18 protein-coding genes are annotated in these 18,573 nt (G+C 68.1%); 5 read left to right on the top strand and 13 right to left on the bottom strand.

The features are described from left to right. The first annotated feature begins 94 nt into the window (after nucleotides 1-94). Both NJD74_RS02615 and NJD74_RS02610 read left to right on the top strand, forming a co-directional pair. A complete protein-coding gene (locus tag NJD74_RS02615) occupies nucleotides 95-1,264 on the top strand; it encodes a glycosyltransferase family 4 protein (RefSeq protein ID WP_319623611.1) in 1,170 nt (389 codons plus the stop codon). After that, on the top strand, nucleotides 1,251-2,105 hold the full coding sequence (locus NJD74_RS02610; protein ID WP_102788059.1) for a polysaccharide deacetylase family protein: 855 nt from the start codon (nucleotides 1,251-1,253) through the stop codon (nucleotides 2,103-2,105). Before NJD74_RS02615 ends, NJD74_RS02610 begins: the two co-directional genes overlap by 14 nt. A gap of 72 nt (nucleotides 2,106-2,177) precedes the next feature. On the opposite strand, the gene glmM is transcribed toward NJD74_RS02610, so the two are convergent. The 5 genes from glmM to trpB all read right to left on the bottom strand — a co-directional run bounded on the left by glmM (nucleotide 2,178) and on the right by trpB (nucleotide 7,288). Continuing rightward, nucleotides 2,178-3,530 carry a phosphoglucosamine mutase gene (glmM, locus tag NJD74_RS02605; RefSeq protein WP_102788060.1) on the bottom strand — a complete coding sequence of 451 codons (1,353 nt, stop codon included), beginning with the start codon at nucleotides 3,528-3,530 and terminating at the stop codon, nucleotides 2,178-2,180. Further along, complete coding sequence (gene accD, locus NJD74_RS02600; protein ID WP_070470925.1) at nucleotides 3,530-4,414, bottom strand: acetyl-CoA carboxylase, carboxyltransferase subunit beta; 885 nt, start codon at nucleotides 4,412-4,414, stop codon at nucleotides 3,530-3,532. The genes glmM and accD overlap by 1 nt, the downstream gene beginning before the upstream one ends. Before the next feature lie 138 nt (nucleotides 4,415-4,552). After that, nucleotides 4,553-5,365 (bottom strand): tryptophan synthase subunit alpha, encoded by an 813-nt coding sequence (gene trpA / locus NJD74_RS02595; RefSeq protein WP_102788061.1) that lies wholly within the window; start codon nucleotides 5,363-5,365, stop codon nucleotides 4,553-4,555. 1 nt (nucleotide 5,366) lies between these two features. Next, the gene (locus tag NJD74_RS02590) at nucleotides 5,367-6,065 is read right to left on the bottom strand and encodes a hypothetical protein (protein ID WP_102788062.1); all 699 of its coding nucleotides are present in this window, start codon (nucleotides 6,063-6,065) and stop codon (nucleotides 5,367-5,369) included. Continuing rightward, nucleotides 6,062-7,288, bottom strand: a complete 1,227-nt coding sequence (trpB, locus tag NJD74_RS02585) for a tryptophan synthase subunit beta (protein WP_019182666.1) — start codon at nucleotides 7,286-7,288, stop codon at nucleotides 6,062-6,064. The genes NJD74_RS02590 and trpB overlap by 4 nt, the downstream gene beginning before the upstream one ends. Before the next feature lie 95 nt (nucleotides 7,289-7,383). Here trpB and NJD74_RS02580 point away from each other — a divergent pair, with 95 nt between their 5' ends. Then, complete coding sequence (locus tag NJD74_RS02580) at nucleotides 7,384-8,274, top strand: LysR family transcriptional regulator (RefSeq protein WP_319623610.1); 891 nt, start codon at nucleotides 7,384-7,386, stop codon at nucleotides 8,272-8,274. Nucleotides 8,275-8,414: 140 nt separating this feature from the next. On the opposite strand, the gene NJD74_RS02575 is transcribed toward NJD74_RS02580, so the two are convergent. From NJD74_RS02575 to prmB, 7 genes are all read right to left on the bottom strand, one after another. Further along, nucleotides 8,415-9,071, bottom strand: a complete 657-nt coding sequence (locus NJD74_RS02575) for a phosphoribosylanthranilate isomerase (RefSeq protein WP_019182664.1) — start codon at nucleotides 9,069-9,071, stop codon at nucleotides 8,415-8,417. Beyond that, the gene (gene truA, locus NJD74_RS02570) at nucleotides 9,068-9,841 is read right to left on the bottom strand and encodes a tRNA pseudouridine(38-40) synthase TruA (protein ID WP_046273243.1); all 774 of its coding nucleotides are present in this window, start codon (nucleotides 9,839-9,841) and stop codon (nucleotides 9,068-9,070) included. The genes NJD74_RS02575 and truA overlap by 4 nt, the downstream gene beginning before the upstream one ends. A 146-nt stretch (nucleotides 9,842-9,987) precedes the next feature. Continuing rightward, nucleotides 9,988-12,051, bottom strand: a complete 2,064-nt coding sequence (locus tag NJD74_RS02565) for a FimV/HubP family polar landmark protein (protein WP_319623609.1) — start codon at nucleotides 12,049-12,051, stop codon at nucleotides 9,988-9,990. An 88-nt stretch (nucleotides 12,052-12,139) separates the two neighbouring features. After that, nucleotides 12,140-13,165, bottom strand: coding sequence for an aspartate-semialdehyde dehydrogenase (locus NJD74_RS02560; RefSeq protein ID WP_319623608.1), 1,026 nt, complete (start codon nucleotides 13,163-13,165; stop codon nucleotides 12,140-12,142). 206 nt (nucleotides 13,166-13,371) lie between these two features. Continuing rightward, on the bottom strand, nucleotides 13,372-14,427 hold the full coding sequence (locus NJD74_RS02555; protein ID WP_319623607.1) for a D-glycerate dehydrogenase: 1,056 nt from the start codon (nucleotides 14,425-14,427) through the stop codon (nucleotides 13,372-13,374). Then, a complete protein-coding gene (aroC, locus tag NJD74_RS02550; protein ID WP_070425600.1) occupies nucleotides 14,420-15,523 on the bottom strand; it encodes a chorismate synthase in 1,104 nt (367 codons plus the stop codon). The genes NJD74_RS02555 and aroC overlap by 8 nt, the downstream gene beginning before the upstream one ends. Continuing rightward, on the bottom strand, nucleotides 15,520-16,449 hold the full coding sequence (prmB, locus tag NJD74_RS02545; RefSeq protein WP_019182657.1) for a 50S ribosomal protein L3 N(5)-glutamine methyltransferase: 930 nt from the start codon (nucleotides 16,447-16,449) through the stop codon (nucleotides 15,520-15,522). Before prmB ends, aroC begins: the two co-directional genes overlap by 4 nt. 147 nt (nucleotides 16,450-16,596) lie before the next feature. On the opposite strand from prmB, the gene NJD74_RS02540 reads away from it, so the two are divergent. Then, nucleotides 16,597-17,247, top strand: a complete 651-nt coding sequence (locus tag NJD74_RS02540; protein ID WP_121038474.1) for an SCO family protein — start codon at nucleotides 16,597-16,599, stop codon at nucleotides 17,245-17,247. Beyond that, nucleotides 17,244-18,086, top strand: a complete 843-nt coding sequence (asd, locus tag NJD74_RS02535) for an archaetidylserine decarboxylase (RefSeq protein WP_319623606.1) — start codon at nucleotides 17,244-17,246, stop codon at nucleotides 18,084-18,086. Before NJD74_RS02540 ends, asd begins: the two co-directional genes overlap by 4 nt. Before the next feature lie 98 nt (nucleotides 18,087-18,184). Here the strand turns inward: asd and NJD74_RS02530 are convergent, their stop codons facing one another. Continuing rightward, nucleotides 18,185-18,526 carry a ribonuclease E inhibitor RraB gene (locus NJD74_RS02530; RefSeq protein ID WP_070425601.1) on the bottom strand — a complete coding sequence of 114 codons (342 nt, stop codon included), beginning with the start codon at nucleotides 18,524-18,526 and terminating at the stop codon, nucleotides 18,185-18,187. Nucleotides 18,527-18,573: the final 47 nt, after the last annotated feature.

The raw sequence follows: 18,573 nt of genomic DNA, 5'->3' as shown, positions 1-18,573 counted from the left end.
CCCGCCCAGCCTCCCAGCAACGGCATACAATCCAGCTTGGCCACGGCCGGCCTCGGTTTGTTTTCTCGACAACTACAAATCTAGCTGGTCGGCCGTGCGCCTTCTCCCCTCAGATGGGAGAAGAACCAAAATTCTCCATACCGAGGCTGCCAAGGGATTTGGCGGGCAGGAGATCTACATCTACCGCCACATGCTGGCCATGCGCGATCGCGGCCATGACGTCTCGCTGCTGTGCCAGCCCGGCGCGCGGCTGGGCGAGATGGCACGCGAAGCCGGCTTCACCGTGCACGCGCTCAGGATGGGCGGCCTGCTGCGCATGCTGCGCGGCATCTGGTCGGTCTCGCGCCTGGTACGTCGCCATGGCTATGACGTGGTCAACACCACCAGCCGCCGGGACAGCCTGATTGCCGCCGCCGGCGCCCGCCTGGGCGGCACGCCGCTGGTGGTGCGTTCGCGCCACCTGATGAGCCCGATCAACTCGCTGCTGACCTACACCGGCCTGCCCCACCGGGTGATGACCGTGAGCAGCTTCGTCAAAAAACTGATGGTCAGCCGCGGCATCGACGATGCGCGCGTGGGAATCGTCCCGCCGATCGCGGTGCCGCCGCAGTGGTCGCAGATCGCCAAGCGCGACCCGTGGCAGTGCCTGCAGGACACCCGCGCCGACGTGCGCGCCGAACTGGGCTTCAGCGACGAGCAGATCGTGGTCGGTTGTGTCGCAGTGCTGCGCGAACCCAAGGGCCACCTGGAGCTGCTCAAGGCGATGGCGCCACTTTGCCAGGCCAACCCGCGCGTGCAGCTGGTGATCGTCGGTGATGGCCAGCCGGTGATGGATCGCCTGATCGCCCTGCGCGAGCAGTTCGGCATCGCCGCGCAGGTGCACCTGCTGGGTTACCGCCAGGGCGCTTGCCGGTTGATGGCCGGCTTCGATATCTTCGCGCTGGCCACCCACAAGGAAGCGGCCGGCACGGTGTTCCTCGAGGCGGCCTACGTCGGCGTGCCGATCGTGGCCACGCGCGTGGGCGGCGTGCCGGAGATGGTGGTGGAAGGCAGCAATGCCCTGCTCGCGCCGCTGGGCGACCAGGCCGCGCTGACCAACGCACTGCGTACCCTGATCGAACAGCCCGACCGCCGCCAGCAGATGGGCCTGGCGGGCTGGGAATGGATGCGCAGCGCGCACCGATTCACCCCGACCGGTCACACTGAAGCGACCGAACACTATTACCACCAGTGGTTGAAGGAACTGGGCCATGGCCAACGCTAGATCCGTCCCGGTGCTGATGCACCACCATGTCTCCCCGTCCCCGGGGATGATCACGGTCTCGCCGGAAAACTTCGAAAGCCAGATCGCCTGGCTGGCGGCCAATGGCTGGACCTCGCTGACGCTGGACCAGTACGCGGATTTCCTCGCGGGCAAGCCGACGCCGGCCAGGTCGATCGTGATCACCTTCGATGACGGTTACCTGGACAACTGGGTGTACGCGCATCCGATCCTGGCCAAGTACGGCATGCACGCGGTCGTGTTCGTGGTGACCGGCTGGATGGGCGAAGGCGATGTCCGCCCGCATGCGGGCCAGCCCGGCGCCACCCTGCCCGCGACACCGGACCATCGCGGCTGCGAGGAGGCGATCCTGCGCGACAACCGCCCGGACGAGGTGATGATGCGCTGGAGCGAGGCGCGCGCGATGATCGCCGCCGGCACCTTCGAAGTACATTGCCACACGCACACGCACACCCGCTGGCTCAGGCAGGCGATCTCCCGCGAGCACAAGCGCCAGGGCATCGCCGGCGACCTGTCGGTGGCGCGCGACGTCCTGCAGCAGCAGCTGGGCGAGGTCTCGGACACCCTGTGCTGGCCGTACGGCGACTTCGACGAGGACTATGTGCAGATCGCGCGGGCGCACGGCTTCAAGTACCTGCATACCACCCATCCGTTCGGCCGCAACGTGGTCGGTGGCGATCCAGAACACATCTACCGCTTCGCGATCCGCAACCGCCCGGCGAGCTGGCTGCGCAAGCGCATCGCCTACAGTTACCACCCGCTGATCGCGCCGCTGTTCAACCGCTTCAAGGCGAAGAAAAAGAAGATGGTGCCGGGGCCGTAACGCGCTACCCCGCCGCAACGAAAACGCCCCGGTTTCCCGGGGCGTTTCCAGTTTCCGGCCTCGCTGCCCGGCTCAGGCCGCGGCCGCCGCCTTCACCGCCGCCGAGAGGCTGTCCAGCGTGGACTGCATCAACTCGGCGCTGTCGGCCTCGACGGTGACACGCACCACCGGCTCGGTGCCCGAGGGCCGCAGGAACGCGCGGCCGCGCCCCTTCACTGCCTGCTGTGCAGCCAGCAGCGCAGCCTGCACGCTCTCGGCCTGTACGGTGGCCTTGGCCGCACCCTGCAGGCGGACGTTGACGGTCTTCTGCGGCACCTTGTTGAGTACCGACAGCACCTGGCGCAGCGAGGTGCTGTCACGGCGCAGCACTTCCAGCACCTGCAGCGCACTGACGATCGCATCACCGGTGGTGGCGCGGTCCAGGCACAGCAGATGGCCGGACGCTTCGCCGCCGAGCACACCGTTGTTTTCGACCAGCGCCTGATGCACGTACCGGTCACCGACATTGCTGCGCTGGAACGGGATGTTCAGCCGTTCCAGCGCCTGCTCCAGGCCGAAGTTGGTCATCAACGTACCGACCACCGGGCCATGCAGGCGACCGCTGCGCTGCCAGGCCTGGGCCAGCACGAACAGCAGGTCATCGCCATCGACCGGATTGCCCTGGTCATCGGCCATCAGCACGCGATCGCCATCACCGTCGAAGGCGATGCCGAAATCAGCGCCGACTTCGCGCACTTTCGCGGCCAGATTGTCGATGTGCATCGAGCCGACGCCATCGTTGATGTTCAGCCCGTTGGGTGCATCCCCGATGCTGACCACCTGCGCGCCCATCTCGCGGAACAGCAGCGGGGCGACGTGGTAGGTGGCACCGTGCGCGCAGTCGAGCACGATTTTCAGCCCACGCAGATCGAACCCGCGCGGCACGCTGGCCTTGCAGAATTCGATGTAGCGGCCGACCGCATCCCGCGCGCGCATGGCCTTGCCCAGCCGCTCGGACTCGACCGTGGTGAACGGCGCATCGAGCGCGGCTTCCAGCGCCAGCTCGGTGGCGTCATCGAGCTTCTCGCCATCGGCGGAGAAGAACTTGATGCCGTTGTCGTAGTGCGGATTGTGCGAGGCGCTGATGACGATGCCCGCATCCGCACCGAGGGTGCGGGTGAGGAAGGCCACCGCCGGCGTCGGCATCGGGCCGAGCAGCTGCACATCGGCGCCGGCGGCGACCAGCCCGGCTTCCAGTGCGGCTTCGAACATGTAGCCGGAGATACGGGTGTCCTTGCCGATCACCACCACCGGGCGGTGCCCGTTGCGCTCGGTCAGCGCACGCCCGAGCGCATTGCCCAGGCGCAGTACGAAATCGGCGGAGATGACGCCCTCACCGACCTTGCCGCGGATGCCATCGGTGCCGAAATACTTGCGCGACGCCATCAGGCCGCCGCATCCGGTGCCGGTGCGGGCTGACGCGCCAGCATGGCCAGGAGCTCCGACAGGCGGTCGCGCATCTCGCGGCGGTCGCAGATCTGATCGATCGCACCGTGCTCGAGCAGGAACTCCGAGCGCTGGAACCCTTCCGGCAGCTTTTCGCGCACGGTCTGCTCGATCACGCGCGGGCCGGCGAAGCCGATCAGTGCCTGCGGCTCGGCGATGTTGATATCGCCCAGCATCGCGAACGAAGCCGACACGCCACCGGTGGTCGGATGGGTCAGCACCGAGATGTACGGCAGGCCGGCATCGCGCAGGCGACCCAGCGCGGCCGAGGTCTTGGCCATCTGCATCAGCGAGAACAGGCCTTCCTGCATGCGCGCGCCGCCACTGGCGGAGAAGCACACGTAGGGCGCACCGATCTCCAGCGCCTTTTCCGCGGCCAGCGAGAAACGCTCACCGACCACCGAGCCCATCGAGCCGCCCATGAAGGCGAAATCGAACGCCGAGGCGACCAGCGGGCGGCCCTTCATCAGGCCCTGCATGGCGATCAGGGCGTCGTACTCACCGGTGTTCTTCTGCGAGGCCTTGATGCGCTCGCTGTACTTCTTCTGGTCCTTGAACTTGAGCAGGTCCGTCGGCCCCAGGCGCGCACCGATCTCGGTGGTGCTGTCCGCATCGAACAACGCGGCCAGGCGCGCACGCGCGCGGATGGCCATGTGGTGGCCACACTTGGGGCAGACTTCCAGGTTCTCTTCCAGCTCAGGACGGTAGAGCGCGCTGCCGCAGCTGCTGCACTTCTCCCACAGGCCCTCGGGGACGCTGCGCTTCTTGCTGGGGACGTTGTCGGTGCGGATGCCAGACGGCATCAACTTGCTGAGCCAACTCATGCGGGATGCTACTTCCGTTCAGGGCGGCCCGGGGGCCGCAAAGGCGGACAGTCTAGCTCACCGTTTCCATGCTCGGGCACCCCCCGGCGGTTGCCGGGGGGCTGACGTAAACCATTCTGGTACGTACGTTTGCGTGCTTCAGGCGGCGTCGAGAGCGCGTCGCAGCGGCGTGAGGAATGCCTGCGCGGTCCGTGCTGCGCCCGCGGCATCGGGCGCCTCGCCCAATGCGGCCACCAGCGCACTGCCCACCACCACGCCATCGGCCTCCACGGCCATGGCCGCCGCACTGGCCGCATCCTTGATCCCGAAGCCGGCCACCACCGGCACGCTGGAGCGGCTGCGCAGGTCGCGCAGGCGGGCACTGGCGGCGCTGCTGTCCAGGCGTTCGGATGCGCCGGTCACACCGGCAAAGCTGACGTAGTAGAGGTAGCCTTCGGCCATCGCGGACAAGGTATCCAGACGAGCGTCGGCCGTGGTCGGCGAGGCCAGCAGGATCAGCGCCAGACCGGCCGCGGTGAAGATCTCACGGGTTTCGGCGGCTTCTTCCGGCGGCAGGTCGACCAGCAGGATGCCGTCCACGCCCGCGGCGATCGCCGACTGCGCGAAGCGGGCCGTGCCATGGATCTCGATCGGGTTGAGATAGCCCATCAGCACCACCGGGGTGGTGGCATCGTCCCGCCGGAAGGCTGCGACCGTTTCCAGCACGTAGCGCAGCCCTGCCCCGCGGCCCAGCGCGCGCTCGGAGCTGCGCTGGATGGTGGGGCCGTCGGCCATCGGGTCGGAGAACGGCACCCCCAGTTCGATCACGTCCGCACCGGCAGCCGCCAGGGCGTGCATCACCGGCACGGTGGCGTCCAGGCCAGGGTCACCAGCGGTGATGAAGGGAATCAGCGCCTTGCGAACTTCATCGCGCAGGCGGGCAAAACAGGCATCGATACGGTCCACGGACATCTCAGGCACATCCTTCAATCAGTTCAACGGCGCCACTGGCGCCCCAGTACAGCTTCGATATCACCCCGTCGAAGATCTCCAGCCGGATCGCCAGATCCGAGCCGGGGTCCTGCCAGGTCAGGTATTCGCCCGTTTCCGGGTCATAGGCATGCGGTGCGCGCGTACTTCCCGGCGGCAAGCGCTTGAGCGCTTCATCCAGCGTCATGCCCAGGCGCAGCCCGAACGGCCCCGGCTGGGTGATGGCCTCGTAGGAATCCTCGATCGGGGCCAGTTCAAAGCGCTGCACGTGATCGTCCTCGACCATCATCGACACGCCCTCGGGCAGGTTGCCCCGCTCGTAGTACTCGCAGGCACCGCTCGGCTCGCCCTCGCTCAGCCCGGCCGAATGCCAGGGGCCATCGGCGGCGAGCTCGGTGAAGCGCTGCCCGATCAGCACATCGCCTGCATGATCCAGCGCGACCGAGACCACCGAAGGGGCGGCCTCGTCAGCCACGGTGGCCTCCGCCGTGGCAGGCGGCGCCGGCTCGTCCTCGATCGGGCGATTGGCGATGTCATCGTCATTGCTGGCCCGTTGCCGCGCCGGTGCGACCGCACCGACCGCTGCGGCAGGTGCCGGCAGCACCGGCGGATCCGGCGGCGTGCATCCGGTCAGGCCGACCACCATCAGCAGCGCACTTCCCTGGCGCAGCAGCGGATTCACAGCACCAGACCCTCGCGCGCAGCGATGGTGTGTACATCCTTGTCGCCGCGGCCGGACAGGTTGCACAGCACCAGCTTGTCGCGCGGCAGCTCGCGGGCGATCTTGATCGCCTGCGCCACCGCATGGCTGGATTCCAGCGCTGCCAGGATGCCTTCGCTGTGCGCCAGCTGGTGGAACGCGGCCAGCGCTTCGTCATCGGTGATGCCCACGTACTCGGCGCGCCCGGCATCGGCCAGGAAGGCGTGCTCCGGGCCGACGCCCGGGTAGTCGAGGCCAGCCGAGACCGAATGGGTTTCGGTGATCTGGCCGTCGTCATCGCAGATCACATAGGTGCGGTTGCCATGCAGCACGCCCGGGCGGCCGGCCGCGATGGAGGCGGCATGACGGCCGGTCTCGATGCCATCGCCGGCCGCTTCGGCGCCGACGATGCGCACGTCGCGATCGTTGAGGAACGCGTGGAACAGGCCGATCGCATTGCTGCCGCCACCGACGCAGGCGGTGATCGCGTCGGGCAGGCGGCCGTAATCGGTGAGCATCTGCGCGCGCGCTTCGCGGCCGACGATCGCGTTGAAATCGCGCACCATGCGGGGATACGGATCCGGGCCGGCCACTGTGCCGATGATGTAGAAGGTGTCGCGCACGTTGGTGACCCAGTCGCGCATGGCTTCGTTGAGAGCATCCTTGAGGGTGGCCGAGCCGGAGGTGACCGGTACGACGGTCGCGCCGAGCAGCTTCATGCGGTAAACGTTGATCTTCTGCCGCTCGATGTCGGTGGCGCCCATGTAGACCACGCATTCCAGGCCCAGGCGTGCGGCTACGGTGGCACTGGCCACGCCATGCTGGCCTGCGCCGGTCTCGGCGATGATGCGTTTCTTGCCCATCCGCGCGGCGAGCAGCGCCTGGCCGATGGTGTTGTTGATCTTGTGCGCGCCGGTGTGGTTGAGGTCCTCGCGCTTGAGCAGGATCTGCGCACCGCCGACCTGCTGGCTCAGGCGCTCGGCATGGTAGATCGGGCTGGGACGGCCCACGTAGTGGGTCAGGTCCTTGTCATAGGCGGCGATGAAGGCCGGATCGCGACGTGCCTGGTCATAGGCGGCGGCCAGCTCCTGCAACGGCCCGATCAGGGTCTCGGCGACGAAACTTCCGCCATAGCGGCCGAAATGGCCGTTGGCATCGGGGTAGGCGTGGAAATCGACGATGGGGGAAGTGGGGGAAGCGGACATAGCGCGACAGCCGGTGGAGACAGGCTGCCAATTTAACGCACCTGTCATGACAGGAATATCGATAATATCTGTCGCGACCTGTCAGGAAAACTCACATGACCGACGGACCGTTGCCCCCGCTCAATGCGCTGCGCAGCTTCGAGGCGGCCGCCCGCCTGGGCGGGGTCGGCCGGGCGGCCGACGCCTTGCATGTCACCCATGGCGCGATCAGCCGCCAGTTGCGTCTGCTCGAAGAGTACCTGGGCGTTGCGTTGTTCCAGCGGGAAGGCCGTGGGCTGCGCCTGACCCGCGCCGGCAATGACCTGCAGGCCGCCTGCGAAGGCGCCTTCGAACAGATCCGCGAGGCGGTCGTGGCGCTCAAGCGCCAACAGCGGCCCGAAGCGCTGGTGCTCGGCTGCAGTGGCAGCATCCTGGCGCGCTGGATGATTCCGCGCCTGCAGGCGCTGCAGAGCGCCCTGCCCCAGCTGCCGTTGCACTGGTCTGCCCAGGACGGCAGCTTCACCAGCGAACAGCAGGGCCTGGATGCGGTCCTGCTGCTGGCCCAGCCACCGTGGCCGCGTGGATGGCAGGTGCGGGAACTGGCCCCCGAGCGCGTGGGCGTGGTGATCAGCCCCCACCACCCAGCGGCGGCACGGTTGCGCCATCAGCCGCCGGCAGCGTTGCTGGCCGAGCCCCTGCTGCATACCACCTCGCGCCCGCAGGCATGGCCGGCATGGGCGCTGTCGCATGGGCTGGACCCGGCGCAGCTGCAGCTGGGCAGCGGCTTCGAGCATCTGTACTACCTGCTGGAAGCGGCGGTCGCGGGCCTTGGCGTGGCGATCGCGCCGGAGCCGCTGGTCGCCGATGACCTGGCCGCAGGTCGGTTGCTGGCACCGTGGGGATTCGGCGCGACCGGCGGGTTCTGGGTTCTGGCGACCCCGGAGGGCGCGGCGGACCCCCGGGTGGATGCGCTGGCGGACTGGCTCACGGCGCAGCTGGCGGGATGAGCGCGCCAGGATCAACGGTCGTGGCCAGCCGGACGGCGGCAGATTCATCAGGTTGCCGGCCAGCGGCCGGCACTACCGCGCAGCGGGCGGAATGACGCCGCCACGACCAACGGTCGTGGCCTACGCGTGGGGCCTGCGGATCAATCCGCTTCGTGGCAATCGGCGCGACGCACTTCTTCCACGAACTTGCGCATCTTGTAGCCGTCCTTGATGCCCGGCTCGGACTCGATGCCGCTGGAGACATCCACGCCCCATGGCAGGGTCGCCACGATCGCATCGAAGACGTTGTCCGGGGTGATTCCCCCGGCCAGCAGGAACGGCCGGTGCAGACCGGTCGGCAGGCGGGTCCAGTCGAAGGCCACGCCGGTTCCGCCGCCGCCGCCGGGAGCGTGGCTGTCGAACAGGAACCCGGCCGCGCTGGGGTATCGCAGCTGCAGCTGACGGGCGTTGACCTCATCCTTGCCGCCCATCGCCACGGCCTTCAGGTAGGGCATGTTGAAGCTGCGGCAGAACGACTCGTCTTCGTCCCCGTGGAACTGCAGCAGAGTCGGCCGGACGGTACGCAGTACCTCGCGCACCTCTTCCTTGCTGTTGTCGCGGAACAAGGCCACCACATCCACCATCGGCGCGATCGCCTGGCGCATCGCGCGCGCTTCGGCCGGGGCGACCCGGCGCTTGCTCTCGCGGGCGAAGATGAAGCCGACCGCGTCCACGCCGAGCTCGCCGGCCAGGCGCACATCACCGGCACGGGTCATGCCGCAGAACTTGATACGGGTGCGGTAGAAGGAGCGGCTCATAAGGTGACCTCGGCAGGCAGCTGCCAGTTGTCGGGGTACAGGGGACCAACGAAGACCAATCCCTGCGGCGGAGCGGTCGGGCCGGCGACGGTACGGTCGCGCCCGGCCAGCAACTGCTCCATCCACGAGACCGGTTGCTCACCACAACCGACCAGAATCAGTGAACCGACGATATTGCGCACCATGTGATGAAGGAATGCATTGGCCTGAACGGCGACCTCCACCACCTCGCCCTGGCGGGTCACCGAGAGCGACTGCATGTTCCGGCGCGCGTGCAGGGCCTCGCACTGCACGCTGCGGAAGGCACTGAAGTCGTTCTCGCCCAGCAGGGCCTGCCCTGCCGCATGCATCAGCCCGGCATCCAGCGGCCGGCGCTCCCAGCTCAAGGTCTGCCGATACAGCGCCGGGCGGACCTGGCGATTGAGCAGGCGATAGCGGTAGCGGCGCGCGCGCGCGGCGAAGCGCGCATGGAACTCATCGGCCACCGGAACGCACCAGCGCACGGCGATCGAACGCGGCAGGCGGGTGGTGGTGCCCAGCATCCAGCTGCGCGGATCGCGCACGACATCGGTATCGAAATGCACGACCTGGCATTCGCCGTGGACGCCGGCATCGGTACGCCCGGCACACACGACCTGGATCGGCGCATTGGCCACCGAGGACAGCGCTTCCTGCAGGCTGGCCTGCACGCTCGGGCAGCCGCTCTCACCGAGCTGCTGCCAGCCTTTGAATTCGCTGCCGTCGTATTCCACGCCCAGTGCGTAGCGCATGGTGAACCTCTGTGTTTTGGGGGACCGGCGCAGGCGCCGGGTGGTGCATCAGGCAGCGTCGCGCTCGGACCACACGGCCGGTTTGCTGGAAGCGAACGCGACGTGCTCCAGCGGGCGTGCGCGGATTGCCATCGGCCGGACGTGGCTCATCCCAGCCGCGCCAGCAGTTCGCGCGCCTCGGCCTGGCTGTGCGGGTCGGCACCGACGGCCACTTCGTGCAGCAGCGTGCGCGCGGTCTCGGCGTCACCGAGGTCCAGATAGGCAATGGCCAGTTCCAGGCGGTCGCGGCCAGGGCTGCCGACCGGGGCGATGGGGGCCTCGTCGGCCGGCGGAGCAGCAGCCTCGGCAATGTCATCCGCGCGGGCCGTGTCGTCCGCACTGGCGATGACCGGCGCAGCGTCGAGACCCTCAGGATGATCGCTCGCCTCTGAACCGTGCGCTTCGCCGGCCACCGATTCGTCCGGGAATTCGAAGACGCCGCGGAAAGAGGGGTGCGCTTGGGCTTCCAACGCGTGCGCCGGCGGCTCGATCAGCGGTGCCGGGTCACGGAACAGCGCATCGTCCACGGTCACATGCTGCGCGTCGGCCTCGATGCCGTAGGCGGATGCAGCGGTGGCCTCGACCTCCGGCAACACCGGCGCTTCGTCCGTCGCGGGGGCGCTCCAGCGAGGATCATCGAGAGGAACCTGCGGCTCGGCGTCGTGCATGGAAGGCGTGGGCGAGAAGACCGGCTCACGGCGCAGCCCGGCATAGACGTCGGCGTCGGCAACGGCTTGCTCGTCGGGCAAGCGGTGCGCGTCATCGCGCTGTGCGGCCAGTTCGTCCCCCTGATCGGCCGCCGGCACGGCCGCGGCCAGCGAGGCGCCGTCGAGCCCATCACGCGCCAGTGGCGGCAGCGGCGACGGCTTGCGGCGGCGCACCAGGGCCCAGCCCCCGACCACCAGCAGCAGCACGACCAGGCCCAGCCAGTACCAGCCACCGCCGGCGCTGTCGCGCGTACCGGGCGCCTGCTCCAGACGCTGTTGCGCGGCGGCCAGGTCGGTGTCCCTCATCTCGATCAGCGAGGCCTGCTGCGCCTTGAGCTTTTCCAGCTCGGCCACGCGCTCACGCAGTTCCTGGATCTCGGCATCGCGCGTGGCAACGTCTTCCTTGGCCTGTCGCAGTTGTTCGTTAGCCAGCATGTCGCCCTCGGTGCCGGCAGCGGTGCCGGTGGTTGTGCCTGCGGTGGTGCCTGCGGCGGCAACGGCCGGCGCGATTTCAAGGCGAGCGCCCTGGGTGGCGGCCGGGGCCGCGGTGGCGGGTGCCGGCGCTGCGGCGACGCCACTGTCGGCCGGTTGCGGGATCGCCGCACGCGACTGCCGCCACTGCGCGGTGTGCTCGCGCACGATCGCCGCAGCCTGCTTTGCATCGATCTGCGCCACCCCGTCGGCGCCCGGCGTGCGCAGCACCGCGCCCTGTTTGAGCAGGTTCACGTTGCCACGGATGAAGGCATCGGGATTGGCCCGCAGCAGCGCGATCATCGCCTGGTCGCGGTTGATGCCCTGCTCGCGGGCCAGCGAGCCGGCGATCTGCGAGAGGGTCTGCCCACGCTGCACCGTGACGCTGCCATCAGCGGCGACCGGCGCAGTGGGTGCAGCACGTGGCGCGGCCGGGCGCGGGGTGGTGGCCGGTTGCGCACCACGCGACGGCGTGGCGGCAACAGGTGCGGCCTCCGGTGCGGGCTCACGGATGATGGCGTTGGACATCGCGCCGGCAGGGGCGACGATCTCCGGCTCGGCCACGGTGGCGGCGCTGTTGGGCGCGTCCACCAGGGCGGAATACTCACGGACCAGGCGGCCCTGCCCCCAGTCGGCTTCGATCAGGAAATTCAACGAGGGCGTGGCGACCGGTGCCTGGCTGCTCACGCGCACCACGGCGCGGCCCTGCGCATTGCGGGTCAACTCGAACTGCAGCTCGCTGACCAGCCCGGACGGCGGCTCCAGCCCGACCCGGGCAAACGTCGCCGGCGAGGCCAGCGCGACGCGGAGGTTTTCCAGCTCGGACGGATCGGCGGAAATGACGGGGATTTCGGCCAGCAACGGCTGGCCCGGCTTGGACAGCACCCGGATATCGCCCAGGCCCAGGGCCATGGCCGAACTGCTGGCCAGGGCCAGCAGCAGCGTCGATACATACTTGAGCGGACGCACTGCGCCCGGAGCCCGGTTCTTCATGGCGGCCAATATAACGGCTCCCCCCGTGATCGGCGATGTTTCAATGCGGGCTGTCGGCGGCATCCCCATGCCGCCGACAGCCACGCGATCAGCCTTCGGCGGCGACCAGCTCAGCCAGCTGCACGGCATTGAGGGCCGCGCCCTTGCGGATGTTGTCCGAGACGATCCACAGATTCAGGCCACGCGGGTGCGACAGATCCTCGCGGATGCGCCCAACGTAGACGGCATCGGTGCCCGAGGCATGGGTGACCGGGGTCGGATAGCCACCGGCCTCGTGCTTGTCCACCACATCCACGCCCGGCGAACGCGCCAGCAGTTCGCGCGCGGCATCCGGGGTGACCTTGTCGCGGGTTTCGATGGTGACCGCTTCGGAGTGACCGTAGAACACGGGCACGCGCACGGCGGTCGGGTTCACCAGGATGCTGTCATCGCCGAGGATCTTGCGCGTTTCCCAGACCAGCTTCATCTCTTCCTTGGTGAAACCGTTGTCCTGGAAGTCATCGATATGCGGGATCAGGTTGAACGCGATCTGCACCGGGAAGCGCTGCGGGTCGATGTCCTGGAAGCTGAGCAGCTGGCCGGTCTGCTTGCCGAGCTCTTCCAGCGCCGAGCGACCACCGCCGGAGACGGACTGGTAGGTCGCCACGTTGATGCGCTCGATACCGTACTGGCGGTGCAGCGGGGCAAGTGCGACCAGCATCTGCATGGTCGAGCAGTTCGGGTTGGCGATGATGCCGCGCGGGCGGTGCTTCAGCGCCTCCGGGTTCACTTCGGAGACGACCAGCGGCACGTCATCGTCGTAACGGAAGGCCGAGGAGTTGTCGATCACCACCGCACCGGCGGCGGCGAACTTCGGGCCAAATTCCTTGGAGACGCTGCCCCCGGCGGAGAACAGCGCGATGTCCACGCCGTTCGGATCGAAGGTGCTCAGGTCCTGGACCTTGATCTTCTCGCCCTGGTACTCGATCTCGCCACCTGCCGAGCGCGAGGACGCGAGCAGGCTCAGCATGGCGATCGGGAAGTTGCGCTCGGCCAGGATGGCCAGCATGGTTTCGCCGACAGCACCGGTGGCACCGACGACGGCGACGTGGAAACGACGATCTGGATTGCTCATGGGGGAACCTCGTGTTGGGTGTACCGACCAACGGTCGGTACCTGCCTTGTTTGGGGGATGTGTACCGACCCACGGTCGGTACCTGCCGGAATGTTGAATGTGCGTGCCGACCAACGATCGGTACCTGCCGTGCCTTGGGGATGTGTACCGACCGACGGTCGGCACCTTCCGGTTCGGGAACCTCGCCTGTTGGCCAGCGCGGTTCCCTATCGTTTTGCGTCGTCGATTTTTTTGCCGCCCACGGTCGCGCCGCCGGTTTTCACGGCAGCGACAGCGTCGGCGTTGATCGCGCTCGGCGGGTGGCCCGCGTTCGGGCCCAGCCCCAGCGCGGCGGTGAGGTTGTCCACGGCCAGCTGCACCATCGCCCGGCGCGTGGCCTGGCTGGCGCTGCCGATATGCGGGGTCAGCACGATGTTGTGCAGGGCCAGCAGTTCCGGGCGCACCGTGGGCTCGCCTTCGAACACGTCCAGGCCGGCCGCGGCGAGGCGGCCGTTGGCCAGTGCGTCGGCCAGTGCCACTTCGTCGACGATGCCGCCACGGGCGATGTTGACCAGGGTGGCGGTCGGCTTCATCTTCGCCAGCGCGGCGGCATCGATGATGTGATGCGAGGAGGCGTTGTACGGCAGCACCAGGACAAGGCGATCCACCTGCGCCAGCAGGGTGTCCAGGTCCACGTACTGCGCACCGACCTCGGACTCGGTGGCCTCGGGCAGCCGCGAGCGGTTGTGGTACAGCACGCGCATGCCGAAGCCGTGCGCGCCGCGGCGGGCGATGCCTTGGCCGATGCGGCCCATGCCGAGGATGCCCAGCGTGCTGCCGTGGATATCCGCACCGAGCATGGTCTGGAACGACCACTGGCCCCATTGGCCATCGCGCAACCAGCGCTCGGATTCGGTGATGCGGCGCGCGGTGGCCATCAGCAGCGCGAAGCCGAGGTCGGCCGTGGTTTCGGTCAGCACGTCCGGGGTGTTGCTGGCCAGGATGCCGGCGGCGCTGAGCGCGTCGATATCCAGGTTGTTGTAGCCTACACCGACGTTGGCGATCGCGCGCAGCCGGGGCGCGTTGGCGATCTCCGCCGCGCCGATGCGTTCGTTGAGGGTGATCAGCGCGCCATCGACTTCAGCCAACTGCTCGGCCAGCCCCTGCGGCGTATAGCGGGTGACGTCGCCGGTCATGGTCAGGTCGAAATGCTGCCCGAGCTGCTCGACGACATCGTCGAACAGGGGCTGGCTGACCCAGACCTTGGGGCGCGGGTCAGCCATCGATCGTGCCCGGGATGCGCGGGGTGATCTCGCCGACATCGCCGCACTGGGCGCGATGCCGCAGCGCCTGGTCCATCAGCACCAGTGCCATCATCGCCTCGGCGATCGGCGTGGCGCGGATGCCGACGCAGGGGTCGTGGCGACCGGTGGTGATCACCTCGACCGAGGCACCGCTGGCGTCCACCGTGGCACCGGGCAGGCGCAGGCTGGAGGTCGGCTTGAGCACGATCGAGGCGGTGACCTGCTGGCCGGTGGAAATGCCACCGAGGATGCCGCCGGCATGGTTGCTGGCAAAGCCCTGCGGGGTGAGCAGGTCACGGTGCTCGGTGCCCTTCTGCGCGGCGCTGGCAAAGCCGTCGCCGATCTCCACGCCCTTGACCGCGTTGATGCTCATCAGCGCGGCCGCCAGATCGCCATCGAGCTTGCCGTAGATCGGCTCGCCCCAGCCCGGCGGCACGCCGTCAGCCACCACGTTGACGCGCGCGCCGACCGAATCACCGGACTTGCGCAGCGCATCCATGTAGCTTTCCAGCGCCGGCACCTGATCGGCGACCGGCCAGAAGAACGGGTTGTCTTCCACCGCCGACCAGTCGAAGCCGGTCGGGGTGATCTCGCCCAGCTGCGAGAGATAGCCACGCACCGTGACGCCATGGCGCTGCAGCAGCCACTTCTTGGCGATGACGCCGGCAGCGACGCGCATGGTGGTTTCGCGCGCGGACGAACGACCGCCACCGCGCGGATCGCGGATGCCGTACTTCTGCCAGTAGCTGTAGTCGGCATGGCCCGGACGGAACTGCTGGGCGATGTTGGTGTAATCCTTGCTGCGCTGGTCGGTATTGCGGATCAGCAGGCCGATCGGGGTGCCGGTGGTACGGCCTTCGTACACCCCGGACAGGATCTCGATCTCATCGGCTTCGCGCCGCGCGGAGGTGTGCCGGCTCTTGCCGGTGGCCCGCCGCTGCAGGTCGTGGGCGAATTCGTCGGCGCTGATCTCCAGCCCCGGCGGACAGCCGTCCACCACGCAGCCGATCGCCGGACCGTGCGATTCGCCGAAGGTGGTGACGGTCAGCAGTTTGCCGAAGCTGTTGGAACTCACGGCCGCTGCGCTGCCAGTTCGGTGATGCGGGCACTGTGCGCGATCAGTTCGCGGCACTCCACGGCGAAGATGCCCATCTGGCCGACCTTGAACTCGACCCAGCGGAAATCCACTTCCGGCAGCAGCTTGTACAGGTGCTGCTCGGACTCGCCCACTTCACAGATCAGCAGGCCATCCTCGCTCAGGTGCAGCGGGGCATCGCGCAGGATCTTCAGCACCAGGTCCAGGCCATCGTCGCCGGCACGCAGGCCCATTTCCGGCTCGTAGGAGTATTCCTGCGGCAGGGCATCGGTCTCGTCGTTGGTGACGTACGGGGGATTGGTGACGATCAGGTCGTAATGACGGCCGGTCAGGCCGTTGAACAGGTCGGACTTGAGCAGGGTGACGTTCGGCGTCTGCAGCCGTTCCTTGTTCTCTTCGGCCAGCGACAGGGCCTCGTCGCTGAGGTCCACACCGTCCACTTCCCAGTTCGGGTAGTAGTGGCCCATGGCGATGGCGATGCAGCCCGAGCCGGTGCACAGGTCGAGGGCGCGATGAACATCGCGGCCGGCCAGCCACGGCTCGAAGCCGCACTCGATCAGTTCGGCGATCGGCGAGCGCGGCACCAGGGCGCGCGCGTCGCTCTTGAAGCTCAGGCCGGCGAACCAGGCCTCACCGGTCAGGTAGGCGGCCGGGATGCGCTCGTCGATACGGCGCTGGAACAGCTCCAGCACGCGGACCTTTTCGTCCTGCAGCAGGCGCGCCTGGCCATAGGCCGGGCCAAGGTCGTGCGGCAGGTGCAGGCTGTGCAGGACCAGCTGGGTGGCTTCGTCCAGGGCGTTGTCGTAGCTGTGCCCGAAGGTCAGCCCGGCGGCGTTGAAACGGCTGGTGCCGTAGCGGATCAGGTCGATGATCGTGTGGAGTTCGGCGGCCGTTTCGGCAGTCATGGCGGGGCAACAGACAAAGTGGCCCTCGATTATAGGCGCTGGGGCGGGCCGGGGCATCCGTTGCAGTCGAAACGGGTGCGGCTGCCGCATGGGACGCCACCGCCCGCATCCCTCTATCATGGTGGCCACTTCCGGGACGGGGCCCTTATGTTCAATCGCAATGTCGGCATCATCCTGCTGATCGCCCTGGCCGCCGGGCTGGGCCTGGTCGTGGCCCAGAAGGTCTTCGCGCCCAAGCCGGGCGGTGACCGCCCCGCCACGGAATCGATCACGTTCTACCCGCAGCCGCGCCCGCTGCCCGATTTCAACCTCGGCCAGTCCGACGGCACCCGCCTGATCCCCGGCGAGCTGAAGGGCCATTGGACCCTGGTGTTCCTCGGCTTCACCTTCTGCCCGGACGTCTGCCCGACCACGCTGGCCGATCTGGCCCAGGCCCAGAAGCAGTGGGAAGCCCTGCCTGAAACACTGCGCCCGCGGCTGGTCTTCATTTCGGTCGATCCCGAGCGCGACACCCCGGCGCGGCTGGGCGAGTACGTCCACGCCTTCCACAAGGACACGCTGGCGGCCACGGCGGATGTGCCCTCGCTGGAGCGCTTCGCCACCTCGCTGGGCTTCGTGTTCCAGAAGGTGCCGGGCAAGCATTTCGATGAAAACCCCGAGGACTACACCCTCGAGCACTCGGCCAGCCTGGCCGTGCTGGACCCGGAAGGCCGCCTGGCCGGCCTGATCCGCCCTCCTTTCCAAGCGCAGGCGATCGCCCGCGACCTGCAACTGCTGACCGAGAAATCCGCCCCATGAGTTTGATGACCACGCTGAGCTACGCCCTGCCCCACCGCCTGCTGTCGTCCATGGCGCGCAGACTGGCGTACTCGAGCAACCCGCGGATCTCGCGCTGGCTGATCGATACCGTGACCGCCAAGTTCGGCGTGAACCTGGCCGAAGCCGCCAACCCGGACCCGCGCAGCTACCGCACCTTCAATCAGTTCTTCACCCGTGCGTTGAAGCCGGGCGCGCGCGTGGCCGATGCCGATCCGCGCACGCTGGTCATGCCGGCCGACGGCCGGATCAGCCAGCTGGGCACGATCGAGGACGGGCGCATCTTCCAGGCCAAGGGGCAGTCCTTCACCGCCGCCGAACTGCTGGGCGATGCCAAGGATGCGGAAGTCTTCCACCACGGCCTGTTCGCCACGGTGTATCTCTCGCCGAAGGATTACCACCGCGTGCACATGCCGTGGACCGGCACGCTGCGCGAGACCGTGCACGTGCCGGGGCGGTTGTTCAGCGTCGGCCCGGCCGCGGTGAACAGGGTGCCGGGGTTGTTCGCCCGCAACGAACGCCTGGTCTGTCACTTCGATACGGACTTCGGCCCGATGGTCTCGGTGATGGTCGGCGCGCTGCTGGTCTCCGGCGTGGAGACGGTGTGGGGCGGCGAGGAAATTCCGGCCTACGGCGATACGATCACGCGCAAGGATTACCGCGGCAAGGGCATCACCCTGGAGCGCTTTGCGGAGATGGCGCGCTTCAATTACGGCTCGACCGTGATCGTGCTGCTGCCCCCGGGCGTGGCCGAGTTCGCGCCGCATCTGGACGCCGAGCATGCGGTGCAGTTGGGGCAGGCGCTGGCCACCCTGAAGTGACGGTAGTGCCGGCACATGGCCGGCACTACCCGGGCTCACGCCCATAAAAAACGCCCTGGGAAACCGGGGCGTTTTTTTGTGTGCGATGTTCCGCTCGATCAGACCTCGACCGGGCCGACGTCCATACCGTCGTAGTCTTCCACGCCGTTCGCTTCGGCCAGCGCCTGCAGCTCGTGGTTGCGGGCATCCAGCGAGGCTTCGGTGTGGACCTCGGCGCGCTCCACGTGCAGCACGTGGTACGGGGCCTCGCCCTCTTCCAGGTCCGGCTCGAACACTTCCACCAGGGTGTACCCCATCTCGACCAGCTTCTCGCCCAGGCCGTGCAGTGGCTCCGGGGTGGTGTTGACGAAGAAGTAGCCCCACAGCATCGGGCCGTTGAGGTCCCAATCGGTGTTTTCACGGATGTTGGCGAACATCTCGTTGATCGCGGTGATATCCATCTTGCTGTCCTGTCTGCGTGTTGCGGTGAGCACCGACCCGTGGCCGA

This window comes from Stenotrophomonas sp. RG-453 (assembly GCF_033843685.1).
Lineage (GTDB): Bacteria > Pseudomonadota > Gammaproteobacteria > Xanthomonadales > Xanthomonadaceae > Stenotrophomonas > Stenotrophomonas bentonitica_A.
This window is presented reverse-complemented; position numbering and strand designations above follow the sequence as displayed.

Excerpts from the sequence above, each read along its gene's own strand:
- NJD74_RS02530 (WP_070425601.1), bottom strand. The coding sequence starts at position 18,526 with ATGGATATCACCGCGATCAACGAGATGTTCGCCAACATCCGTGAAAAC.
- NJD74_RS02565 (WP_319623609.1), bottom strand. The coding sequence starts at position 12,051 with ATGAAGAACCGGGCTCCGGGCGCAGTGCGTCCGCTCAAGTATGTATCG.
- truA (WP_046273243.1), bottom strand. The coding sequence starts at position 9,841 with ATGCGCTACGCACTGGGCGTGGAATACGACGGCAGCGAATTCAAAGGC.
- NJD74_RS02580 (WP_319623610.1), top strand. The coding sequence starts at position 7,384 with ATGACCGACGGACCGTTGCCCCCGCTCAATGCGCTGCGCAGCTTCGAG.
- accD (WP_070470925.1), bottom strand. The coding sequence starts at position 4,414 with ATGAGTTGGCTCAGCAAGTTGATGCCGTCTGGCATCCGCACCGACAAC.
- NJD74_RS02610 (WP_102788059.1), top strand. The coding sequence starts at position 1,251 with ATGGCCAACGCTAGATCCGTCCCGGTGCTGATGCACCACCATGTCTCC.
- asd (WP_319623606.1), top strand. The coding sequence starts at position 17,244 with ATGAGTTTGATGACCACGCTGAGCTACGCCCTGCCCCACCGCCTGCTG.
- NJD74_RS02540 (WP_121038474.1), top strand. The coding sequence starts at position 16,597 with ATGTTCAATCGCAATGTCGGCATCATCCTGCTGATCGCCCTGGCCGCC.
- glmM (WP_102788060.1), bottom strand. The coding sequence starts at position 3,530 with ATGGCGTCGCGCAAGTATTTCGGCACCGATGGCATCCGCGGCAAGGTC.
- NJD74_RS02560 (WP_319623608.1), bottom strand. The coding sequence starts at position 13,165 with ATGAGCAATCCAGATCGTCGTTTCCACGTCGCCGTCGTCGGTGCCACC.
- prmB (WP_019182657.1), bottom strand. The coding sequence starts at position 16,449 with ATGACTGCCGAAACGGCCGCCGAACTCCACACGATCATCGACCTGATC.
- trpB (WP_019182666.1), bottom strand. The coding sequence starts at position 7,288 with ATGTCCGCTTCCCCCACTTCCCCCATCGTCGATTTCCACGCCTACCCC.
- NJD74_RS02575 (WP_019182664.1), bottom strand. The coding sequence starts at position 9,071 with ATGAGCCGCTCCTTCTACCGCACCCGTATCAAGTTCTGCGGCATGACC.
- trpA (WP_102788061.1), bottom strand. The coding sequence starts at position 5,365 with ATGTCCGTGGACCGTATCGATGCCTGTTTTGCCCGCCTGCGCGATGAA.
- NJD74_RS02555 (WP_319623607.1), bottom strand. The coding sequence starts at position 14,427 with ATGGCTGACCCGCGCCCCAAGGTCTGGGTCAGCCAGCCCCTGTTCGAC.